Origin of the sequence: Myceligenerans salitolerans (assembly GCF_017349295.1) — a bacterium.
Classification (GTDB): Bacteria; Actinomycetota; Actinomycetes; order Actinomycetales; family Cellulomonadaceae; genus Myceligenerans; species Myceligenerans salitolerans.
Map to the genome: position 1 here is coordinate 11,636 of NZ_JAFMPK010000033.1, position 21,193 is coordinate 32,828.

Genomic DNA, 21,193 nt, shown 5'->3' on the forward strand with positions numbered 1-21,193 from the left:
GCTCGCCTATCCGAGTCGCTCCCTCAGGACCGGCACGGCGGAGAGCGCATAGGTGTTGGTCACGTGCGATCCCTGCCGGTAGACGAGCACGTTCCCGATAACCGCGGGGCAGCGGGTCTCGTCGCAGAACAGGTCGGCAACGCGGACGACCTTCACGGCCGGCACGCGGTCCGCCGCGGCCTTCTGCGCGCGAGCGCCGCTGCCCTCGAGACCTGCGGCCCTGTCGAAGGAGCACGCCGACAGCTTGTCCGGGTTCTCCGCGACGCACTTGTACACCTCGCCTCCGGCCACGCCGACCGGGGACGGGTTGTCCAGGATGGTGGTCACGTCGATCCCGGAGGCGACGAGCTTCTTCCAGGCCCGCGCCATCCCGTCCACCATGGCCTTCCGCGACGGCTCCCCCGTGACGGGATCGATCGCCAGACCGTGCCGTTGGGACAGGATCACCGCGTCGGGCTTCATCTCGGCCAGTTCACCCAGCAGCGCGGTGTTGTACTCCTGACACTCTTCGTACACGGGCCCCTGGGTCGCCGGCACCGCGTCGTACAGCCCGCAGGACGACTTGGTCGCGACGAGCAGACGCCAGCCTTCGTCCTGGGCGATCCGGTCGATGGCGTCGACCCACTGCAAGGCCTTCGAGTCGCCGGCCAGCACGACGAGCTTGCCGCCCTCCGGGTCACCGTACTCGCAGTAACTGGGCACGACAGCGTCCTGCGGCACCTGGCAACCTCGGTCGTAAGCACTCGGGATGTCGTCCACGGCGGCGACCGGCTGGGGCGTCATCGCTCCGACCGAATCGGTGGTTTCGACGCCGGTCCGGCTACCGTCGCCGTTCTGCCGCAGCACGGCGGCCCCCCGTGCCTCACCCTCCGCCACGGTCCCCACCTGGGGCACGGCCCGCACCAGCGCGAACCCGGCCAGGACGCCCACCAGCGTCAGCACGAGGCCCAGCGTCAGGGTCCGGCCGGCGGACCGGGCCAGCGACGGCGCCCGCCGGACCGGGTTCTCGACGAACCGGAGAGAGAGCCACGCCGGCACGATCGACCCGATGACGACGAGCGTGCCGGTGAGGGCGTCGATCCCACCGAAGACGTTCGTGGCGCCGATCAGGAGCGGCCAGTGCCACAGGTACAACGAGTACGACAGCCCGCCGATCCACACCATGGGGCCGGTCGAGAGCAGCCGGGGCGCATGCCCGTTGGATCCCGAGACGACCACGGCGGCCGTGGCCAGGGTCGGCAGCAGAGCCATGGAGCCGGGCCAGGCGACCGTCTCGTCGAGCAGGAGCGCACACGCCGCGATGACCGCCAGCCCCGCCCAGCCGAGGAACCGGGCGGCAAGTGCCGGCACCTTGACCCACAAGGGCGCGCCGACGGCGATGAAGGCTCCGATCGCGAGCTCCCAGAGTCGCGTCGTCGTGACGAAGAACGCCTCGGCGGGCAGGTTCGCCGTCGCCGTGACGGACCAGACCAGCGAGGGAACGCCGACGAGGGCGAGGCCCACCGCCATCGTCGGCCGGAGACGGACGCCCGTGCGCCGCACGACGAGGGCGACGACGAGCAGCACCAGCGGCCAGACGATGTAGAACTGCTCCTCGACGGCGAGCGACCAGAAGTGCTGCACGGGCGACTGCGACGTTCCCTCGGCCAGGTAGTCCACGGAACGCTCCGCGAGACGCCAGTTCACCAGGTAGATCGCCGCGGCCACGATGTCACCGCCGAAGGTCGCCCATTCCACGACCGAGCCCGTGAGCCGGGTCACGAGCGCCGACACCGCCAGGACCAGGGCCGCGGCGGGAAGCAACCGCTTCGCGCGACGCGCGTAGAACTCCTTGAGGGAGACCCGCCCGGTGCGCTCGACCTCCCGGATGAGAAGCCCTGTGATCAGGAATCCCGACAGCACGAAGAAGACGTCGACACCGATGAATCCACCCGAGACGATGCCCCACCCGGCGTGGTACAGCAGGACCAGGCCGATCGCCACGGCCCGGAGTCCTTCGATGTCGGGCCGGAAACCGGCGTGCGCTGTCGGAGCCGCGACGTGGGCGCGCCGCCGATCCGTGGATGCGGTAAGGGTCATGATTCTCCAGGATGCGCCAGTGGCAGGCGAGCTCGCGTCGAGGGGTCCTTGGCGGGCGGGACCCGCACGATGGTCCGAGGTTAACGGCCGCGGAGCTGCCCCTGGTAATGCTACCGGCGCGGTCTCCGCGGCCCCGGTACCATGACACGTCGCCGCAGGACGTCACGATCGGATCAGAGAGTCATCCATGAGCAGCACACGCACCGACCTCCCCGCCCTCGCCGAGGCGATCCTCGCTCTCCGGGTGCCGCCGGCGAGCGTGACCCGGGCGGCGCTGCGCACGGAATCGGACGACTACCGCGCACTCCTCGCCGAGGTCCGCGACCGTTCGGCGAGCTGGGCACGGCCGGCCTGGGCGGCGGCACACGCCCATTCGTACTCGGGCATGGCGATGAGTGACGCGGAGCGGGACGAAGCTCTCACCGAGCTCCTGGACGTGGCCCATCACAAGCCGAAGGCACTCCAGGCGACGCAGGCCACCCTGCTGGCCGAGCTGCTCATCGAGGCACGCCGGACCGACGAGCTCAGCCGTCTCCTCCCCACGCTGCCCCTCGCTCCTCGCACGCTGCTGCGCCTGCGCACCGATCTCGCCAATCCGTGGGTCACTCCCTCCTCGACCGAAGAGGCGTGGCTGGAACGCGTTGCGGAACTGCTCGGTGGTCTCACACCGGTGGCGCTCGCTCCCGCGGACGGCGCGGCCACGCCGTTCGACCGGCTGAAGGGCACGGCGACGCCGGGGAGCGTCCACGGAGAACTCGTGACGATCGTCGTGAGCTCCTTCCGGCCCGGTCCGGACCTCCTGACGGCCGTCCGCTCCCTGATCGACCAGACGTGGGCGGAGCTGGAGATCCTCGTCGTCGACGACGCCTCCGGGCCGGAGTACTCGGAGATCTACGCGCGAGTCGAAGCGCTCGACCCGCGGGTCAGGGTGATCACACAGGAGCAGAACGCCGGCACGTACGCGGCGCGCAACCGATCCATCGACGAGGCGCGCGGCGTCTACGTCACCTTTCACGACTCGGACGACTGGGCGCATCCCGAGCGCATCGAGCGCCAGGTCGCACCGCTCGCCACCGATCCCGAGGTGTCGGCTGTCCGGGCCACGGCGTTCAAGATGACCGAGGACCTGGTCCTCGCACGCCGCCGCAATCTCAACGAGATGCCGGGCCCGCCCACGCTGATGTTCCGTCGCGAGCAGGTGTGGCCTCTGCTCGGAGCTTTCGACACGGTCCGCAAGGCCGCCGACACCGAGTTCCAGCTCCGTGTCGAGAGTGCGATCCCGGGCCGCCTGGAGGACCTCGACGAGCCGCTCCTCATCATGCGCATGGGCGCCGGCTCCCTCTCGCGGGACGACTTCCGTCACGGCTGGCGCCACTCGGCGCGCCTCGTCTACCAGTCCGCCGCACGGTCGTGGCACCGCGAGATCCGTGCCGGCGCATCGCCGTACCTGGACCGTTCCGGCCCGCGCGCCTTCCCCAGCCCGCGCAAGTTCCTCGCGCATCCGGAGCCGGCCGCCCCGTTCGACGTCGTCGTCCTCGGGGACTGGCGGTACGACGGCGCACGCGAGCGCGACGCCCTCACCTGGATCGCCAGGGTGGCCGACGCCGGGCACCGGGTCGGCCTCCTCCAGGTCGAGGGAGTCAACCTCGACAGCGGCTCACCGGTCGAACTGCTGCGCCCGGCACAGCGACTCGTCGCTCGGGGCGCCGTCGAGCATCTCCCGTGGGACGAGCCGATCACCGCCGCCGCGGCGGTCGCCGTCGATCCCACGGTCCTGTCCTTCCTGCCTCGCCCGGAGCCGGGGCTACGGACGGACAGGATGGTCGTCCTGACCGACCGGACGCCGACGACCCCAGGAGCGCCGCTCGCTGGCTACGACCCGCAGCATGTCGTCAGGGCCGCCGCCCGGTTCGGCGCGGAGGTCGTCTGGAGCCCGCGGGTGGGTGACGCGGCCGCCCCGGGCGGTGGCGCGACGACGGAAGCCCGCCTCCCGGTCGCCTTCGCGTCTCCGGAGAGCATCAGCATCCGGACAGCCGACCGGGTCACCGCCGTGGTGGTGCTGGACGACGACGTGGCCGCTCTCGAAGCGACCGCGGCCACCGTTCGCACCCTCCTCGACGACGGGCGCGACGTCCGCATGCGTCTGAACGCGCACCAGCGCCGCGTCCTCGTGCCGGCGTTCGAGGACGCGGCGACGATGCCGGTGCTCTTCGGCACGGCGGACATCTCGGTGAACCAGCTGCTCGCCTCGTCGACCGAGGCCGTCGTTCTCGGGACCGCCACGCCGACGTCCTACCACCGTCTCGCCGCGGAGTGCGCCGCGCTCGGCGTGGAACTGCGTGCGCCCATGGGAGCCCCGGAGACGGAGAACGCCTCGACCGACGAGACCGCGGCCTTGAAGGCCTGGATCGGCGAGATCACGACCACGGCCTGACGCCCGCCCGGAGGTGGGCCCTCCGGAAGGCCGGAGCGCGAAGGGCGGATCCAGCGGGCCGGCCCGCTGGATCCGCCCTTCGGCGTCGGTGGCCCGTCAGCCCGGCGTCTGCGCGCGACGACGCTCGGCCTCTTCGAGGCGGGCGGCGTCCAGCGAGGACAGCAGACGACGCTCCATCAGCTCCAGACGCTTGTCGAGTGCACCCAGACGCGCCTGTACGTCACCGTTCGACGCGGCGACGCCGCTCGGCACGCGAGCGGGCCGACCGCTGTTCCGTGCCGCGCGCCGGTCGGCCAGCACGACGGTCACGGCGAGCGCGGCGATCGCGAGCGCGAGCGCGGCCAGAGCCGGCTCGGGCAGACCGACGAGCGAAAACACCGCGGCGAGCAGACCGAGCCCTGCCGTGGCCACCGAGACCAGATGGAACTTCGACACCTTCACCTGCTACCGCTCCTTGGTCGTGGAGATGCTGATCGGGAATCGCCGCTCAGTAGCCGTGGGCCACGGCGCCGATCATGCCCGCCGCGACCGTCCGGTTCGTGGACTCGTCCACCAGGATGAACGAGCCGGTCTGCCGGTTGGTCTGGTACTGGTCGACGAACAGCGGCTGCGTGACACGCAGCTTGACCCGCGCGATCTCGTTGAGCTTGATCTCGGTCACCTCTTCGTCCCGGTGCAGCGTGTTCACGTCCACCCGGTAGTTGATGCCCTTGACCATGGCCCGCGCCCACCGCGTGGTGTGCTTGATGGCGTACTTCTTGCCCTGCGTGAGCGAGGCGCTCTCGTCCATCCAGCAGATCTGGGCGTCGATGTCCTGCGTCACGGTCGGCGCGTTGTTCGGCCGGCAGATCATGTCGCCGCGCGAGATGTCGATCTCGTCGGTCAGCCGGACGGTCACGGACATCGGCGGGTACGCCTCGTCGACCGGGCCGTCGGCGGTGTCGATTGACTCGATCGTCGACTCCAGGCCCGAGGGCAGGGTGAGAACCCTGTCGCCGGGCTTCATCACGCCGGACGCCACGGTGCCCGCGTAGCCGCGGTAGTCGCGCGCGTCGTTCTGCTGCGGCCGGATCACGTACTGCACGGGGAAGCGCACGTCCACCAGGTTGCGGTCGGAGGCCACGTGCAGGCGCTCGAGGTGGCTGAGCAGCGTGGTGCCCTCGTACCAGGGCATGTTCTCCGACCGGTCGACCACGTTGTCGCCCTTGAGGGCCGACACCGGGATGAAGGTCATGTCCGGCACCCGCAGACGGGCGGCGAACTCGGTGAACTCGTGACGGATGTTCTCGAAGACCTCCTCCGAGTAGTCCACGAGGTCCATCTTGTTCACGCACACCACCACGTGCGGCACGCCCAGCAGGGTGGCCAGGAACGTGTGGCGGCGCGACTGCTCCAGCACGCCCTTGCGCGCGTCGACCAGGATCAGCGCGACGTCGGCGGTCGACGCCCCGGTGACCATGTTGCGCGTGTACTGGATGTGCCCGGGCGTGTCCGCGATGATGAACTTGCGCTTCGGCGTGGCGAAGTAGCGGTACGCCACGTCGATGGTGATGCCCTGCTCGCGCTCGGACCGCAGCCCGTCGGTCAGCAGCGCCAGGTCCGTGTAGTCGTTGCCGCGGTCCTTGCTGACCTGCTCCACCGACTCGAGCTGGTCCTCGAAGATCGTCTTGGAGTCGAACAGCAGACGCCCGATCAGCGTCGACTTCCCGTCGTCCACCGACCCCGCCGTCGCGAACCGCAGGAGGTCGGTGGAACCGGCCTCGTACACACCGGGCTCCTGCGCGACCGCGCTCCCGGTGCCCTCCGTCGCCGTCGTCATCAGAAGTAGCCTTCCTTCTTGCGGTCCTCCATGGCGGCCTCGCTCACCTTGTCGTCGCCGCGTGTCGCGCCGCGTTCGGTCAGGCGCACCGCCGCGACCTCCTCGACGACCTGACGCATGGTCGTCGCCTCGGACTCGACGCACGCGGTCAGGTTCGCGTCCCCGACCGTGCGGTAGCGGGTGAGCCTGACCTCCGCCGTCTCGCCCTCCTTGAGCGGGGTGAACTCGTTGACCTCGTACAGCATGCCTCCCCGGTTCACCACCTCGCGCTCGCGCGCGAGGTAGAGATCCGGAAGATCGATGTCCTCGGCCTCGATGTACGACCAGATGTCGAGCTCGGTCCAGTTCGACAGCGGGAAGACACGGATCGACTCACCCATGTGGACGCGGCCGTTGTACAGGTTCCAGATCTCCGGACGCTGGTTCTTCGGGTCCCACTGGCCGAAGTCGTCACGGAAGGAGAACACGCGCTCCTTGGCACGTGCCTTCTCCTCGTCGCGACGGCCGCCACCGAACGCGGCGTCGAAGCCGTGCTTCTCCAGCGCCTCGAGGAGAACCGGGGTCTGGATGCGGTTGCGCGAGCCGTTGGGCTCCTCCTGCACCAGACCGCGGTCGATGGCCTCGGGCACCGACGCCACGACGAGCTGCACCCCGAGACGGGAGGCCCACCGGTCACGGCAGTCCAGCACGGTCTGGAAGTTCAGGCCGGTGTCCACGTGCAGGATCGGGAACGGGATACGCGCCGGCGCGAACGCCTTGGCCGCGAGGTGCAGCATGACGATGGAGTCCTTGCCGCCGGAGAACATCAGCACCGGGCGCTGCATCTCCGCGACCACCTCGCGCATGATGTGGATGGCCTCGGCCTCCAGGCTGCGCAACTGGCTCAGGACGTGACTCTTCACTCCTCAAGCACCTTCCTTGCTCAACGATGCGACGTTCGATTCGACCCCGACGGAGTCGAGCAGCTCGCGAAGCCGCGCAGCGAGTGCCGGGTGACACACGAACAGGTCGGGGAGCCAGGGACTCTCCCGGTTGTACTCGAGCGGCGACCCGTCGAGACGGGTGCACACGAGTCCGCGAGCCTGCGCCACCGCGACCGGTGCCGCCGAGTCCCACTCGTACTGCCCGCCGCCGTGGACGTAGGCGTCAACGGTACCCCCTGCGACGGAGATCACCTTGACGCCGGCCGAACCCATCGGCACGAGCTCGACGTCGCCGCGCTGTGCCAGGGTAGCCACGAACTCGGGCGGCCGGCTCCGGCTGGCCGCGATCCGGAGCGGACGCTCGCCCCGTAGCACGGCCTCCGCGTCCGCGGGACCACCGGGGCTCGTGTCGGCGGTGGTCAGGGTGGTGCCCCGGCCGGGCAGGCCCACGGCCCCGACCGTCAGGCCCGCACCGCGCTCCCAGAGCGCCACGTGCACGGCGAAGTCGTCACGCCACTCGCCCTCGGGCCCGTCGGCCCCGGTGTGGCGCTCCGCGAACTCCCGGGTGCCGTCGAGCGGGTCGATGATCCACACACGATCTGCACGCGTGCGCGACACATCGTCCTTCGCTTCCTCGGACAGTGTCGCGTCCTGCGGCCGGGCCGCGGCGAGAGCGCGCGCCAGCCAGTCCTGAGCGGCGGCGTCACCGGCGTCCTTGAACGCCTTCTGGTCGAAGTCGCCGCCCGTGGCGTCGACGCCGGCGCGGAGTGCGAGGAGCACCTGCCCGGCTCCGTCGGCCAGGGCTTGCGCCAGGGCGGTGTCATCGAGCGACCCCGCGGGAAGGTGGGGTGAGGGCGAGTTCATCAGTCTCCAGCCGGCGTCCAGGGGCGCAGTGACACCCCGGAGTCCGCGCGCGGAAAGCGAACGGGTGAAACCCCGAGGTCGCGCCGAGGCTACCATTCGACGATCGGCGCCGCTGATGGCACACTGATCGTCGAGATCTCCGGCCGGAAAGGTAGGAAACGAATGGTCGACCTCCCCCTTGTCCTGGGCGGCCTGCTCGTCGGCTTCGTCGTGGGCCTGACCGGAATGGGCGGCGGCGCGCTGATGACGCCGATGCTGATCTTCGTCTTCCGGGTGGACCCGCTCGTGGCGGTCTCCTCCGACGTCGTGGCCAGTCTCTTCATGAAGCCCGCCGGCGCCTTCGTGCACCTGCGCCGCCGCACCGTCAACCTGCCTCTCGTGGGCTGGCTGTGCTTGGGCTCCGTCCCGGCAGCCTTCTCCGGCGCCCTCCTGATCAAGGTCATCCCGTTCGGGGACCAGCTCGACACCGTGCTGCGGTACGTTCTCGGCGTCGCACTGCTGCTCGCCTCGTTCGGGCTGGTGGTACGAGCCGTCCTGCAGATGGTGCGCACGCGCTCCGCGCTCGGTGAGGGTCCCGTGGCGCCGAGCGCGCCCAGCCTGGTGGTACGGCCGCTCCCGACGGTCCTGCTCGGCGCGGTCGCCGGACTCATGGTGGGCGTCACCTCGGTGGGTGCCGGCTCCATCATCATCGTCATCCTGCTGCTCATGTACCCGGCCCTCAAGGCCTCCCAGGTGGTCGGCACGGATCTGGTGCAGGCCGTCCCCCTGGTCGCCGCCGCATCCCTCGGTCACCTCCTGTACGGCGACTTCTCGCTGGGACTGACGGTCTCGCTCCTCATCGGTGCGATCCCCGGTGCCTGGTTCGGCGCACACGTCTCGAGCCGCGCACCGGGCGGCATCATCCGCCGCGCCCTCGCGATCCTGCTCCTCGCCTCCGCGCTCAAGCTGCTGGGTGCGCCCCTCTGGCTCGTTCTCGCCGCGGCCGGCGGTGCGCTGGTGGGCGGCAACCTGGTATGGATCTGGGTGAAGCGACGCTTCGGCGCGCCGGCCCTCCCGGCGCCCTCACCCAGCACGACGCCGTCCCCTCCGGACGAGCCCGCCCGCATCGACGAATCGAGCCGCCGCACATGACCGACTCCCCCGCCCGTGTCCTGACCGACGACGAGCTCGACGTCCTCGAGCTCGCACTCGGCGGCGCCGTTCCGCGCCTGCCGTTCGTGACGGGGCCCGTCACGCTCACGGACACCGAGAACACACCGCTCGCCGAGGTGGGCGCCGACGGCTCGCCGACGCCGGTCAAGCCGATCGCGGCAGCTCTCGGACCGCAGTGGGACGAGCGCCTGCGCGTCCCGGCCCGGGACGTCGCCGCCGCCGTCGCCCCGGGGACGACGGCGGTCTGGACGGACGAGGTGCCGACGGTGGAGGACGCCGCCACGATCGCTCGCGTGGCGGAACGCGGCGGCGTCCTCCTTCTCGTCCCGGCGTCCCGGCGCACCGCTCCGGGCACGGTCGGCGCGGCGGGGCTCACCCGGGCGGTGGTCGCCCTCGCGGAGGAGATCCCGGGAAGACCTCGGGTCGTCGTCGTCCCGTACCCGCACCGTTCCACGACGGCGGTGGCGCCCGTCGACGTGACACCTGCCGACGTGGCGACGGCCTACGGCGCGGAGCGTCTGCTCGTGCCGGGCGAGGAGCGCTCGCCGGAGACACGCGCCGCCCTCGCGGACCTCCCGCGGGCGCACGCACGAGCCGTCGCCGCGCTCTACCCCGCCGCCTCGGCGCGCGAGGTGGAGCGTGCCGCCGCGGCCGGGCACGGCCGTGGCACCGTGGTCTTCTTCACCGGCCTGTCGGGCTCGGGCAAGTCGACGGTCGCCCGCGCCCTGGCCGCCGAGCTGGACGACGACGGCCTCGGGACCACCCTGCTCGACGGTGACGCCGTGCGGCACCACCTCTCCAAGGGCCTGGGCTTCGATCGCGAGTCGCGGGAGACCAACGTGGAGCGGATCGGCTACGTCGCCTCGCTCGTCGCCAAGCACGGTGGCATCGCCGTGGCGGCACCCATCGCGCCCTTCGCGGCGAGCCGGGCGACGGTCCGCGGCCTGGCCGAGGCCGCGGGAGCACGCTTCCTGCTGGTGCACATCAGCACGCCCCTGGAAGTGTGCGAGGCGCGCGACCGCAAGGGCCTGTACGCCAAGGCCCGGGCCGGCGAGATCCCGGACTTCACGGGCATCAGCTCGCCCTACGAGACGCCCGACGACGCCGATCTGACGATCGACACGAGCGAGGTCTCGGTCGAGGACGCGGTGAACCAGGTCCGCGCCGCCCTCTGAGGGGCGGCGCGCCAGGAGTCAGGCCTCCGGGGGGCGCGTCCCGTCCAGGGCGAAGCGGGTCACCTCACGCCAGCCGCCGAGCTTGTCGCGCGACCTCACGGCGAAGGCCAGGCGGACCGCCGGCGCCTCCCACCCGAAGACCCGGTTGAACACGACCGCGCGGGCGTGGGCGTCGCGGCCGCCCCAGCGGGAACCCGAGCTCTCCACCGGATGGATGCCGTACACGAACGGGACGGCGTCGCCGGCGAGGCCCGCGCGCAGGAGGTCGGCGATGAGGATGTACTCGTCGCCGAGGTACAGCTCCGCGCCGGCCCCGAAGCGCTCGTCGAACCAGACGTCGTGCGCGCGCAGCTGGGAGACGTCCACGAGCATCTCGTAGGTGGCGGCCTTCGCGGAGTTGAACAGCGTCAGCGGGGTGATCTCGGGCGCGTAGCGCTTGCGGGGCTCGCCGTCGGCCCCCATGCCGCGGCCGAGGGCGATCGCCTTGCCGGTGGCACGCAGGTGCTCCGCGCCGCGACGCACGCCCTCCAGGTCGACGCGCACGTCGTCGTCGCAGAACAGCAGGTAGCGCCCGCGGGCGTGGCGCAGCGACGCGTTGCGGCTCCTCGCCACGCCACGTCCGGGCACGCGCACCAGACGCACGCCGTCCGGCGGCGAGAAGCCCTCCGGCAGGTCGCCCTGGACGCACAGGAGCAGGTCGAGGTCGTCGGAGCGTTCCGGCCAGACGACGTCGCCGGCACGCTCGGCGAGCGACGAGTAGGCGATCGTGAGCAGCGGGACCGCGGCGCCGTCGTCGGGCACCCACCCGGCCGATGCCTCGCCGTTCGACACGGGCCCCGCGGGTCCGGCGGGACCGCGGCGGACATGCCCGCGCCCGGCAGGCACGTCGTTCTCGGGCACCCGGTTCCCGGGCGCCGGCTCCCCGGACGTCTCAGCCATCATGACGATCGCCGTCGGGCTCAGCGCGTGGCCCGCGCGGCCCAGGTGTCGACCGCGGTGCGCACCGCGTCGGCCACCTCGTCCAGCTTCGCCTCGCTCACCCGCTCGGTCACCACGAGGTCCGACAGGTTCGCGGCGTTCAGGTCGAGCGGCACGCTCACCGGCTCGAACGTACGGCTCAGGCCGGCGCCCAGCGAGTAGTCGCGGTACTTGACGCCGTTGCCGTGCACGGTGCCCTCCATGCCCTCGAACACCACGAGCGCGCACGGGATGCCGTAGGAGTGGCACGCGATCATCACGTGCATCGCGCTGGTGACGACGGCGTCGTACTCGTTCAGGCGCCCGACGAACGCCTCGATCTCCTCGGGCGAGGACATGAGGACCGACAGCTCGTCCCAGCCGTCCGGCAGCACGACCGGGAGGTTCGCGTGCGTGAAGTGGCGCACGAGGGCGACGCGGCCGTTGGTCTCCCCACGCTCGTGCGGGTAGATCCGTGACAGCAGCAGACCCGGGTCGCCGAACGAGGTGACCTCCGGACCACCGGACTCCGTGACCCGCGCGGCGGTGATCGGTCCGCGCAGCGACACGTAGGTGGCCTTCGGCTCGAGCGAGATGTCGTCACTGGAGATGCCGGTGCCGACGACGACCGACTTCGGCTTGACGAACCGGCCGATCGAGCCCACCGACAGGAGGTGCGGACGGCTCACCGGCGCGGCCGGCTCCAGGAAGCGCAGCGGGCGCCCGCTGTAGTGGGCGAGCACCAGCGGCGACAGCCAGTCGCCGAAGTTGCCCGGGTAGGGGCGCGGCCACCAGGCCAGCGGGATCGGCGTGCCCTCGCCGGTCGTGCGGAAGTGGACGAACGTGTCGGCGGCGCGCTTGGCGTCGCGCTCGGCGTCGTCGACGGGGCCCAGCTGCTCCAGCCGCGACCACAGCTCGGCGACCTTGTCGGCCCTGCCCGCCTGACCCTCGCGGACCAGCCGGTTCGCGATCCGGATGCGGCGGCCGGATCCGCTGAAGCCCTCCTTGAGGCCGTGCGTCAGCACGTGCGTGACACCGACCCGGTCGGCCACGAGGCGCAGCGAGTTGCGCGCGTCCCCCGGCAGCTTGCGCTCGACCTTCTTCAGCACGTCGAGCACGCGGCGCCGCATCGGCACGCCGGCCGCCGCCGAGCCTCCGGGCAGACCAGCACGGCCGTGCTGGACGACCTTGCCCTTGAACTCCTCGACGTTGCCGCTCGAACCGAACGAGAAGAACGGCGTCACGTCCGTGATCTCCGGCTTCGCCTTGGAGAACACGGCGACGGACGGGATGATCTGGAACGACAGCGACTCGGCGTTCTTGCGCCAGGACTCCTCGAAGAAGTAGTCGTCGGTCGCCTTGATGTCCCGGCCCGCGGCCTCCGCCGCGGCGGCGTCGGCCACGAAGCGGCGCGCGGCCGGGCTCGTGTTGACGCCCCAGAAGGCCGGCTCCCAGAACCGCGTGCGGTTCGCGTACCCGATCGACAGCGGCGACGAGAACCCACGCTGGAAACCGATGATGTCGGCGGAGAAGTCCGCGATCAGCGGCGGGAACGACGACAGCGAGCAGTCGACGTCGATCCAGTACACCTTCTTGTCCGGGTGCTTCTCGCACACCTCGGCCAGGAACGGCACCTTTCTGCGTGTCACGTCCGCCCAGTCGAGTCCCTCGGGGATCTCGATCTCCCGCAGGTCGTGCGCGACGCCCAGCCGGTCCAGCGCGGCGCGGAGCCGCTCACCGTGCCCGCGGTAGTAGTCGTCCGCCGTGTAGAAGGAGCAGACGATCACGTCGTCGCGGGGCGCCTCGTGGCGGGGCTCGGCCAACTCGGTCTCCGTCGTGGTGTCGCTCTCGACCACGGCATTCTGGTCGGGCGTGCTGATGTCGGTCGTCATACAACTTTCCGTGGACTCACCGCGGATGGTGCGGCTCTGGGGTGGGCTCCTCGGGCCCACCCCCGCATACGCGGGGATGCGCCGTCCGCCCACGAGGGTAGCGGAGAACTTCGGGAGGACACGCGCGGCGCGACGCGGCCGCTCGCGGTCCCGGCAGGCTGAACGGGCGGGGAACGCCGTCAGGCGCTGTCAGGAGTGATGCTCCGGGCCGCGGAGGAAGCCCGCGCCCCACGACAGGTGCATGACCGCGAGGACCCCCGGCAGCAGCGCACGCGCGCGGAGCGGCAGGCGCCGGCCCTCGCGGAGCGACCCCGCCACCACGCCCAGGACGTAAGCTCCCGGAACCGCGAGGCCCCACAGCAGCCACGGCGTGGTGAACGCGCCCACCACGCCCGCGGCGAGACCCGCCACGATGCCGCACACGGCGGCCGGAGGGGCCAGGTAGCGCACGCTCGCGGTGTCGGGGTACTGCCGCATGACGTGGTTGCGCCAGCGTCCGGAGCGGAAGAACTGGGTGACCAGCTGCCGCCAGGTACCACGGGGCCGGTAGCCGACACGAAGCGCGGGATCGAACCAGACCGTGTGCCCCGCCTGCCGGAGCCGGTAGTTCAGCTCCCAGTCCTGGGCCCGCAGGTACGCCTCGTCGTACAACCCGACGGCCTCCAGGGCATCCCGGCGGAACGCGCCGAGGTACACCGAGTCGGCCGGCCCGGCGCGTCCGCCCGTGTGGAATGGGGCCGAGCCGATGCCGAGCGGTGAGCTCATCGCCACCGCGACGGCCTTCTCGAAGGCCGTACGGCCCTCGGGCACCATGATTCCGCCGACGTTCGCCGCGCCCGAGGACAACAGGACGCGCACCACCTGTGTCACGTAGCCGGACTCGAGGTGGCTGTGACCGTCCACGCGCACGAGCAGGTCGTGCCGCGCGGCACGGATGGCCGCGTTGAGCCCGGCCGGCGTCCACCCGGCGGGATTGTCCACGACGGTGAGCCGCGGCTCCTCCGCGGCCAGCTTCCCGGCGATCTCGGCCGTCCGGTCGTGGCTCGGCCCGACGGCGAGCACCACCTCGAACGGACCGGCGTAGTCCTGCGCGAGGATCCGCTCGACGGCTTCCGCCAGGTCGCGCTCCTCGTTGCGGACGGTGAGGAACACGGAGACGCCGGGCGCCGGCCCGGAGGTCTCGGGCACAGTCCCGGAAACGCCGGACGCATCAGACATGCGGGACATGCTAGCCCTCGTCGGTCCGGTCGCGCGGGTCGGTCACCCTGATGACCGGGATCGCCTCGGTGTCCGGAGCGGGCTCGGCCGATCGCGGCTTCCGCTGCCCCACCCAGGACCTCCGGGACCGGCCGAGCGCCGCCTCCGAGCGGGACAGCGGCCTGCCCAGGTCCGGGAAGCCGGTCTCCGACGTCGACGACGGCCAGCGCGGCACACGAGGAACGGCCGGCTCCACGACGGGCCGCGTCTCAGGAGCCGCCAGCGGGTCGGTGTCGCCACCCCCGGTGCGGTCGGAATACCCGCCGCTCGCCCGGTCGGACCGCACGTCCTCCCACGTGAGCCTGCGCAGCGTGCCGGTCGACGGGCGCGCGTCGTCCTCGGTCACCCGGCGGAGCGCACCGGTCGCCGGACGGGAACTCTCCGGGGAGACCCGGCGCAGCGAGCCGGTGGCCGGGCGACCCTCCGTGTTCACCGAGCGCAGTGTTCCCGTGGCCGGGCGCACCTGGTCCTGGGACACCTGGCGGAGCGAACCGGTCACCGGACGCAGGTCCTCCTGGGTCACCCTGCGCAGCGCGCCGGTCGCCGGGCGGCCCGCCTCGGCCGGCCGCGCATGCTGCTTGTGCTGCCCGGCGACCTTCACGGGGCGCTTGCCGTTCTGCTTGCCCTTGCCGGCTCCCCTGCCCTTGCCACCGCCCTTGCGGCGACCGCCGGGACCGATCTTCCCGCCGGCCTTGGCCTGACCGTTCTTGCCCTTGATGTACTTCTGGTACTCGTCGCACACCGTGTCGACATCGCCGTCCATGCGCACCTGGCCCTGGTCGAGCCAGATGACACGCGTGCACATCGCCCGCACCGAGGCGATGGAGTGGCTCACGAGGAACACCGTGCCGGCCTCCTCGCGGATCTTCTCGATGCGCTCCTTGCTCTTCTTCCGGAACGCGGCGTCACCGGTGGCCAGCGCCTCGTCCACCATGAGGATGTCGGGCGTGACGATCGTCGAGATCGCGAAGCGCAGACGCGCGGCCATGCCGGAGGAATAGGCGTTCATCGGGAGGTAGACGAAGTCGCCGAGGTCGGCGAAGTCCACGATCTCCGGCACCTTCGCCCGGGCCTCGGCCTCGGACATGCCCAGCGCGAGACCACCGATCGTGATGTTCCGCTCCCCGGACAGATCCTTCAGCAGGGCCGCGTTGACGCCCAGCAGGGACGGCTCGCCGGAGAGGTACACGCGGCCCTTCGACGGGGGGTGGAGCCCCGCGACCGCGCGCAGCAGAGTCGACTTGCCCGAACCGTTCGTCCCGACGATGCCGATCGCCTCGCCGTGACGCGCCACGAACGAGACGCCGCGTACGGCGCGCACCTCCGTGATGGCGCCCACGCTCTGCCGGGCGCGGCCGACCATCCGGTTGAACAGGGACCGGTTGGCGCCGGAGACGGGCTTGCCGCCGAACACCCGGTAGGTGACGTGCACGTCGTCCACGATGACCGACGGGGCGCCGAGCTCCGTGCGGACCGCGCGGTCCGGGAGATCCTCGGCGTCGATCTCGAAGTCGATCTCCTCGGGTTCCCCCTTCGGGGACCTGCTGGGCACGTTGTCAGTCACGCCCGTACCTTTCCTCGGCGGCCCAGAAGTAGATGAAGCCTCCCACCAGGATGAACAACGCCCATCCGCCGGCCCAGGCCCAGAGCCAGGGGTCGTAGGGAATGGTCGCGTCGTCCATCATGATCATCCGGAAGAGCCGCAGGAACACCGCGACCGGCTGGTACTCCAGGATCGCGCGGACGATCGTCGACGTCTGATCGGTGCCGTCCACGAAACGTGTGATCGGGAACAGCACGCCGGACCCGTACATCAGCAGGCGCGTGATGAACGGCAGCACCTGCAGCAGGTCGGGCTTGCCGTAGCCGTACCGGGCCATGAAGAAGCTGATACCGGTGTTGAGCAGCGTGACGAGCGCGAGAGCGGGAACGATCTCCAGCCAGTGCCAGGTCAGCGTGATGACCTTCAGGTCCTTGTCGGTGACGTATCCCAGGTATCCGGACGCGAGCGTGAACAGGCACATCACACCCACCGTCGGGATGAACAGCGTCAGGCTGGTGATGACGTTGGCCAGCGGCAGCACGGCCCGCGGGAACCGCAGGGACCGCACGAGCTGCATGTTGCCGTCGATCGCGCGGGCGCCGCTGCTGATGGCGTTGTCCATGAGGCGGAAGATGAAGACGCCGATCACGATGAACGCCACGACGTTCTCCACGCCGCGGTCCGCGCCGAGGATGAAACCGAAGATCAGCGTGTAGATGATCGCGTTCAGCGTCGGGTTGAGCGTCGCCCACATCTGCCCCAGGAACGACCCCTGGTGCTTCGCGTACGCCTTGGACGTGGAGAAGACGCGTATGAAGTCACGGCGCGCCCAGAGCTGCTTCAGGTAGGTCCCCATCCGGGGACGGACCCCGGCCTCCTCGAGGCCGTGCTGCTGGGCGAGCGCCCTCGCCTCGGCCGAAGACAGCGGCTCGGATGCCGCCGCTCGATTCTCGGTGACGGTCACGGACTCCTCGTTCTCCTTCGTGCCGGGGCGTCCGGGCACACAGGGATCTTGATCGGGCCTCAGTCTAACGACGCGTGAGGCTGGTCAGGGTCAGTGGGACAACGCTCCGGTGGCCCGGTCAGTGCCCCTCGCCGGCGGCCGGGACGCCGCCGGATCCGGCGGGAGCGCCCGCGGCCGCGACCCGCTCCGCGAGCCTCGTCTCGGCCGCCTGCCAGTGTTCCTGGCAGGTCGAGTACTCGGCGCTCCACGGCTTGCGGTGCCCGGCCCAGTGGATCAGCTTGGCCTCGCGCACGTCCTCCTGCGCCGGGAACGCGTTCCACGCCGGGTCCATCACGACACGTGTGTTCCCGGCGTAGGCGTTGAGCAACTGCTGGTCGTTGAGCCCGTACATGCCGGCCCACGGCAGGTAGTTCTCGGCGAACCCGTCGGCGCGCATCCGGTTCAGGTTGAGCACCATGATGCCGGCGTTGAAGGCGACGTAGTCGTAGGTCTGGTGCGCCGACATCCGCCGCAGGAACTCGTTCGCCACCGCCGCACCGCCCGGCATCTTCTTGGTTGTGACCCACGTGTTGCGGAACCCGGACAGGAAGTACCGCCCGGCGGCGTCGCGAGCGGCGAGCGGCGCGTCCCCGAGCTCGAGGTCGTAGAGCTCGGCGATGTCGGTGAGCAGGACGGCGTCGATGTCGTGGTAGACCACCTTGTCCAGCTCCGGCAGCAGGTACGGCAGCAGCAGACGGTCCATGGTGGCCACGGTGATGTGCGAGAGCATGCCGCTGATCGCCCCGTACTCGATGCCGTCGCACGGCAGCCAGTGGATCTCCAGCTCGGGGAACAGCGCGTTGAACGCGTCGATGTCCTCCTGCGAGTGGTCGCGGCACTGCACGTAGAGCACGGTGGGCCGCTCGGCGTGGTCGGCCAGCGCGGTCGCGACCACCTTGGCCTGCTCCTTGAGGTTCCCGTCCATGGCGATCGACACGTGCACGGGCGCGCCGTCGCGCTCGACCAGCGCGGGCCGGACCTGCTCGCGGGACCGCACCCGGGCGACGACGTCGTCCAGGTCGAAGGGCAGCGGGTCGTTGGTTCCCGGCGCCGCGAGCCGTCGCCGCGCCTCGGCCACCTCCGGCTCGCACGCCTCGGCCCACGCCGCGTAGACCTCCTCCGGCTTCTTCCCGGCAAGGATCTCGGCGAACGCGATGTCAAGGAGGCGGGTGATGCGCTCCTGCATCGCGCGCCGGTCGGCCTCGGTCGCGTCCAGCAGCCCGTTGAAGCGGATGTCGGCGGCGCGCCTGGGCCGGAACTCGACATCGGCGCCGATCGCCCACGTGGGCAGGTAGCAGTGCAGGCGGGAGGTGACGATGCGGGAGTACTCGGTCTGGTAGCCCTCCAGCAGCCGGACGGCCTCGTCGATGTTCTCGGCCAGGGTGCGGTCCCGGACGGCGTCGTACTCCTGCTTGATCGTGGCGGCGCCGCGCGGGGCCGGGGTGTCCACGTACACGGCGGGCTTGCCCGCACCGGCGCGCCTGCGCTCGAAGAGGCCGTTGACGGTGGTGGTCAGGCAGCCGGAGAAGAACGCCGGGACTCCTGCGGCGAGCAGCAGATAGACCGTGTTCCAGTCGCGGCAGCCGACCGGTCCGTGCGCCCGGAGGTACTCGACGGCCTCGGGGGTGAGCATCTCCAGCCGGTTCACGTGGAACGAGACGAGGATGGGCTTGAGGTTCGGGTGGAACGGGAAGTCCGGGATCAGGCCGAACGCCGAGTTCATGTACCAGCCGAACCCGAGGGTCCAGGTGTTCTCCGGGATCGGGTCGGTGGACGAGGCGTCGCGGTTCATCTCGACGAGGTGGACGGTGCGCTCGGGCCCGCCGTCGACACGGTGCTCGGCCGGGACACGGGCCGCGAGCCGCCCGAAGCTCCGGGCCAGGTCCTCCTGCCCGGTGAACGTCAGCCCGGTCCGCCGCACCAGGTGCGACGACGCCGCGATGGTCTGCACGTAGTCGCCGATGTTCTGGGTGGTCATCTTCCGGTCGGGCGTGCGGTAGCCCATGACGGCGAACGGCACGGCACCGTCGGCCACCGGCGCGGGCTCGGCCGGCTCGGCCTCCCGCCGCACCCACTCCGCCAGCCAGTCCAGGCGCCCGGCCGCCGCCGAGCCCTCCGGCGCCTCGGCGGCGAGCCGCTCGTACAGGCGCGCGGCGGTCTTGCCGCGATGCGTGGCGAGCGTCGCCTCCAGCACGCCGAGCGCGCCGTCCACGTCGAGCGCGGGCTGCGCGAGGACGACGTCGGCCAGGGCGTCGAGCGCCGCCGGGTCCTTGCGCGCGGCGACCCGCGCGTACTCGCGGGCGGCCCACTTCGCGGCGGTCTCCAGCGGGACCTCACCGAACCGGGTCCAGGCCAGGTTGTCGAAGCTGTAGTACTCGGCGGCCACCGCCTCACCGAGCGTGCCGGCGACGCGCGTCGCGTCGTCGCGCATGAGGGACTGGTTGAGGCTGCGCATCGAGACGTCGTCCCGTGCCGCGATGAGCCCTCGCACGCCCTCCACGACCGCGGCCTCCAGCGGCAGGCCGCGCTCCAGGGCACCAGCCATGTCGGCCTTGGCGACGGTGGCCCGCGCGCGCCGGCGGTTCTCCATCTCCTCCTCACGCGTCAGGGTGAGGGGCGGCACGACGCCGGTGGCGCGGCCGGCGTGCAGGTTGGTCTCCCCACCGAGGATCGCGACGATCCGGTCGTAGGCGAGCACGTACCGGCGCAGCCGCCGCACCTTCTCCGCCGGGCCCGTCCCGGAGAGGCGGGAGAGCGCGGGGCGCGCGACGGACGCCACGGTCCGGCGCATTCGTTGGGAGAAGGATCCGCTCATGCTCGTCTTTCCGTGGTGGGAGGGGATGCGGATGAAATGCTACCGGCGACCGGCTCGTGCTCCCGGCCGATGCCCGCGACCCGCGGTTCGCAGACGGCGACGTCACGCCTGGTCCGCGCCAGGCACCTCCCGGCAGGCCCGGCCCCCGCCGTCGGTCTCACGGGGACAGGACGAGACGGCGGGCGCGGACCAGCGCGCGTGCGGTCGACCGGGCGGCGCGGCGCGCGGCGCGCTCCACGGCATCACGGCCCCGGTCCAGCCGTGTGGGCGAGATCCCGCGGCGCAGCGCCTCGCGCGCCGCCGCGAGATCACCCGAGGCCGCATGGGCGAAGACCTGCCGGCGCGCTCGTGGCAGGGAGGCGAAGGTCACGGGGCTGAGCCGGGCCAGGATGTCGGCCAGCGGCTCCGCGAGGCGCTCGCGCAGCTCGTCGTCCGTGGCTCCGGGCCCCGGGTCGCCGAGGGCGATGCGCACCGCATTCCAGAGGTACGAGCGCAGGAGCATTCCCGAGTAGACGGTACGCACGCGGTCCCCCGCTCCGGTGAGCAGCGGGGCGCACAGGCGTTCCTGTTCGAGGTAGACGAGCTGCGCCTCGGGGGTGGCGCCGAAGGTGGTCATCGAGCCGTTGCCGAACCGCTGGCGGTAGCGGTACACGACATCGGGGACCAGGTCGGTGCGGGCCGCGACGGTGGCACGGGCCATCGCGACGATGTCGTTGGACCGGCGGGAATTCTCGAACCGGATGCCGTGGGCGTCCCAGAAGGCGCGGCGGAACACGCGGTTCCAGCAGGCACGGTTGCGCACCAGCCCGGGTTCGTCGGCGACGGTGACCCCGGTTCTCGCCTCGGTGACGTGCCGTGTGACCGGCACGTCCGAGCCCGGCCGCGGCTCAGGACCGTCGCCGTCGGGGAACCGCACGAAGTTGCCGACCGCCATGTCCGATCCGCTCGTGCGCAGTGAGGCCAGCAAGGCGCCGTAGGCACCGGGCGGCACGACGTCGTCCCCGTCGGCGAACGCGAGGTACTCACCGCGCGCGAGGGCGACTCCCTGGTTCCGCGCCGGTCCACCGCCGGACTGACCGGCTGCGACAAGCCGGACACGCGGGTCACGGAACGCGGCGACGATGTCGGGGGTCCCGTCCCGTGAGCCGTCGTCGACGACGACGACCTCCAGCCGGACGCCTTCCTGCCCGAGGACGCTGCGCAGGCACTCGTCGACCCACGGCGCGACGTCGTGGGTGGGAATCACGACACTCAGCTCGGGGGCCGTCATGGTGCGACAC

15 protein-coding genes are annotated in these 21,193 nt (G+C 71.4%); 3 read left to right on the plus strand and 12 right to left on the minus strand.

Translation table 11 applies throughout. The features are described 5' to 3' along the window. Positions 1–6: 6 nt before the first annotated feature. Positions 7–2,079: an acyltransferase family protein gene (locus J0911_RS08360; protein ID WP_207275003.1), complete on the minus strand. Its 2,073-nt coding sequence runs from the start codon at positions 2,077–2,079 to the stop codon at positions 7–9. 187 nt (positions 2,080–2,266) lie between these two features. On the opposite strand from J0911_RS08360, the gene J0911_RS08365 reads away from it, so the two are divergent. After that, complete coding sequence (locus J0911_RS08365) at positions 2,267–4,513, plus strand: glycosyltransferase family A protein (RefSeq protein ID WP_207275004.1); 2,247 nt, start codon at positions 2,267–2,269, stop codon at positions 4,511–4,513. Positions 4,514–4,609: 96 nt separating this feature from the next. Here the strand turns inward: J0911_RS08365 and J0911_RS08370 are convergent, their stop codons facing one another. From J0911_RS08370 to J0911_RS08385, 4 genes are read right to left on the minus strand one after another with little or no spacing between them, the layout of a single operon-like run. Next, on the minus strand, positions 4,610–4,954 hold the full coding sequence (locus tag J0911_RS08370) for a hypothetical protein (protein WP_207275005.1): 345 nt from the start codon (positions 4,952–4,954) through the stop codon (positions 4,610–4,612). A gap of 46 nt (positions 4,955–5,000) precedes the next feature. Beyond that, positions 5,001–6,332 (minus strand): sulfate adenylyltransferase subunit CysN, encoded by a 1,332-nt coding sequence (gene cysN / locus J0911_RS08375; RefSeq protein ID WP_242636474.1) that lies wholly within the window; start codon positions 6,330–6,332, stop codon positions 5,001–5,003. Beyond that, positions 6,332–7,234 (minus strand): sulfate adenylyltransferase subunit CysD, encoded by a 903-nt coding sequence (gene cysD / locus J0911_RS08380; protein WP_207275006.1) that lies wholly within the window; start codon positions 7,232–7,234, stop codon positions 6,332–6,334. Before cysD ends, cysN begins: the two co-directional genes overlap by 1 nt. 3 nt (positions 7,235–7,237) lie before the next feature. Beyond that, the gene (locus tag J0911_RS08385) at positions 7,238–8,119 is read right to left on the minus strand and encodes a 3'(2'),5'-bisphosphate nucleotidase CysQ (protein WP_207275007.1); all 882 of its coding nucleotides are present in this window, start codon (positions 8,117–8,119) and stop codon (positions 7,238–7,240) included. A 162-nt stretch (positions 8,120–8,281) separates the two neighbouring features. Between J0911_RS08385 and J0911_RS08390 the strand changes: the two genes are divergently transcribed. Together J0911_RS08390 and cysC are read left to right on the plus strand one after the other, a co-directional pair. Beyond that, a complete protein-coding gene (locus J0911_RS08390; RefSeq protein WP_207275008.1) occupies positions 8,282–9,250 on the plus strand; it encodes a sulfite exporter TauE/SafE family protein in 969 nt (322 codons plus the stop codon). Further along, complete coding sequence (gene cysC, locus J0911_RS08395) at positions 9,247–10,446, plus strand: adenylyl-sulfate kinase (protein WP_207275009.1); 1,200 nt, start codon at positions 9,247–9,249, stop codon at positions 10,444–10,446. Before J0911_RS08390 ends, cysC begins: the two co-directional genes overlap by 4 nt. Positions 10,447–10,464: 18 nt before the next feature. Here cysC and J0911_RS08400 read toward each other — a convergent pair whose 3' ends face one another. The 7 genes from J0911_RS08400 to J0911_RS08430 all read right to left on the minus strand — a co-directional run. Next, complete coding sequence (locus J0911_RS08400; RefSeq protein WP_207275010.1) at positions 10,465–11,388, minus strand: glycosyltransferase; 924 nt, start codon at positions 11,386–11,388, stop codon at positions 10,465–10,467. 17 nt (positions 11,389–11,405) lie between these two features. Further along, a complete protein-coding gene (locus J0911_RS08405) occupies positions 11,406–13,295 on the minus strand; it encodes a polysaccharide pyruvyl transferase family protein (protein ID WP_207275011.1) in 1,890 nt (629 codons plus the stop codon). A 189-nt stretch (positions 13,296–13,484) separates the two neighbouring features. Continuing rightward, on the minus strand, positions 13,485–14,513 hold the full coding sequence (locus tag J0911_RS08410) for a glycosyltransferase family 2 protein (protein ID WP_207275012.1): 1,029 nt from the start codon (positions 14,511–14,513) through the stop codon (positions 13,485–13,487). Between the two features lie 10 nt (positions 14,514–14,523). Then, complete coding sequence (locus tag J0911_RS21050; protein WP_307864983.1) at positions 14,524–16,116, minus strand: ABC transporter ATP-binding protein; 1,593 nt, start codon at positions 16,114–16,116, stop codon at positions 14,524–14,526. Further along, the gene (locus J0911_RS08420) at positions 16,109–17,098 is read right to left on the minus strand and encodes an ABC transporter permease (protein WP_207275013.1); all 990 of its coding nucleotides are present in this window, start codon (positions 17,096–17,098) and stop codon (positions 16,109–16,111) included. Before J0911_RS08420 ends, J0911_RS21050 begins: the two co-directional genes overlap by 8 nt. Before the next feature lie 79 nt (positions 17,099–17,177). After that, complete coding sequence (locus tag J0911_RS08425; protein WP_207275014.1) at positions 17,178–19,913, minus strand: glycosyltransferase; 2,736 nt, start codon at positions 19,911–19,913, stop codon at positions 17,178–17,180. Between the two features lie 157 nt (positions 19,914–20,070). Next, on the minus strand, positions 20,071–21,193 hold a 1,123-nt coding region (locus J0911_RS08430), incomplete at its 5' end, for a glycosyltransferase family 2 protein (RefSeq protein ID WP_207275015.1).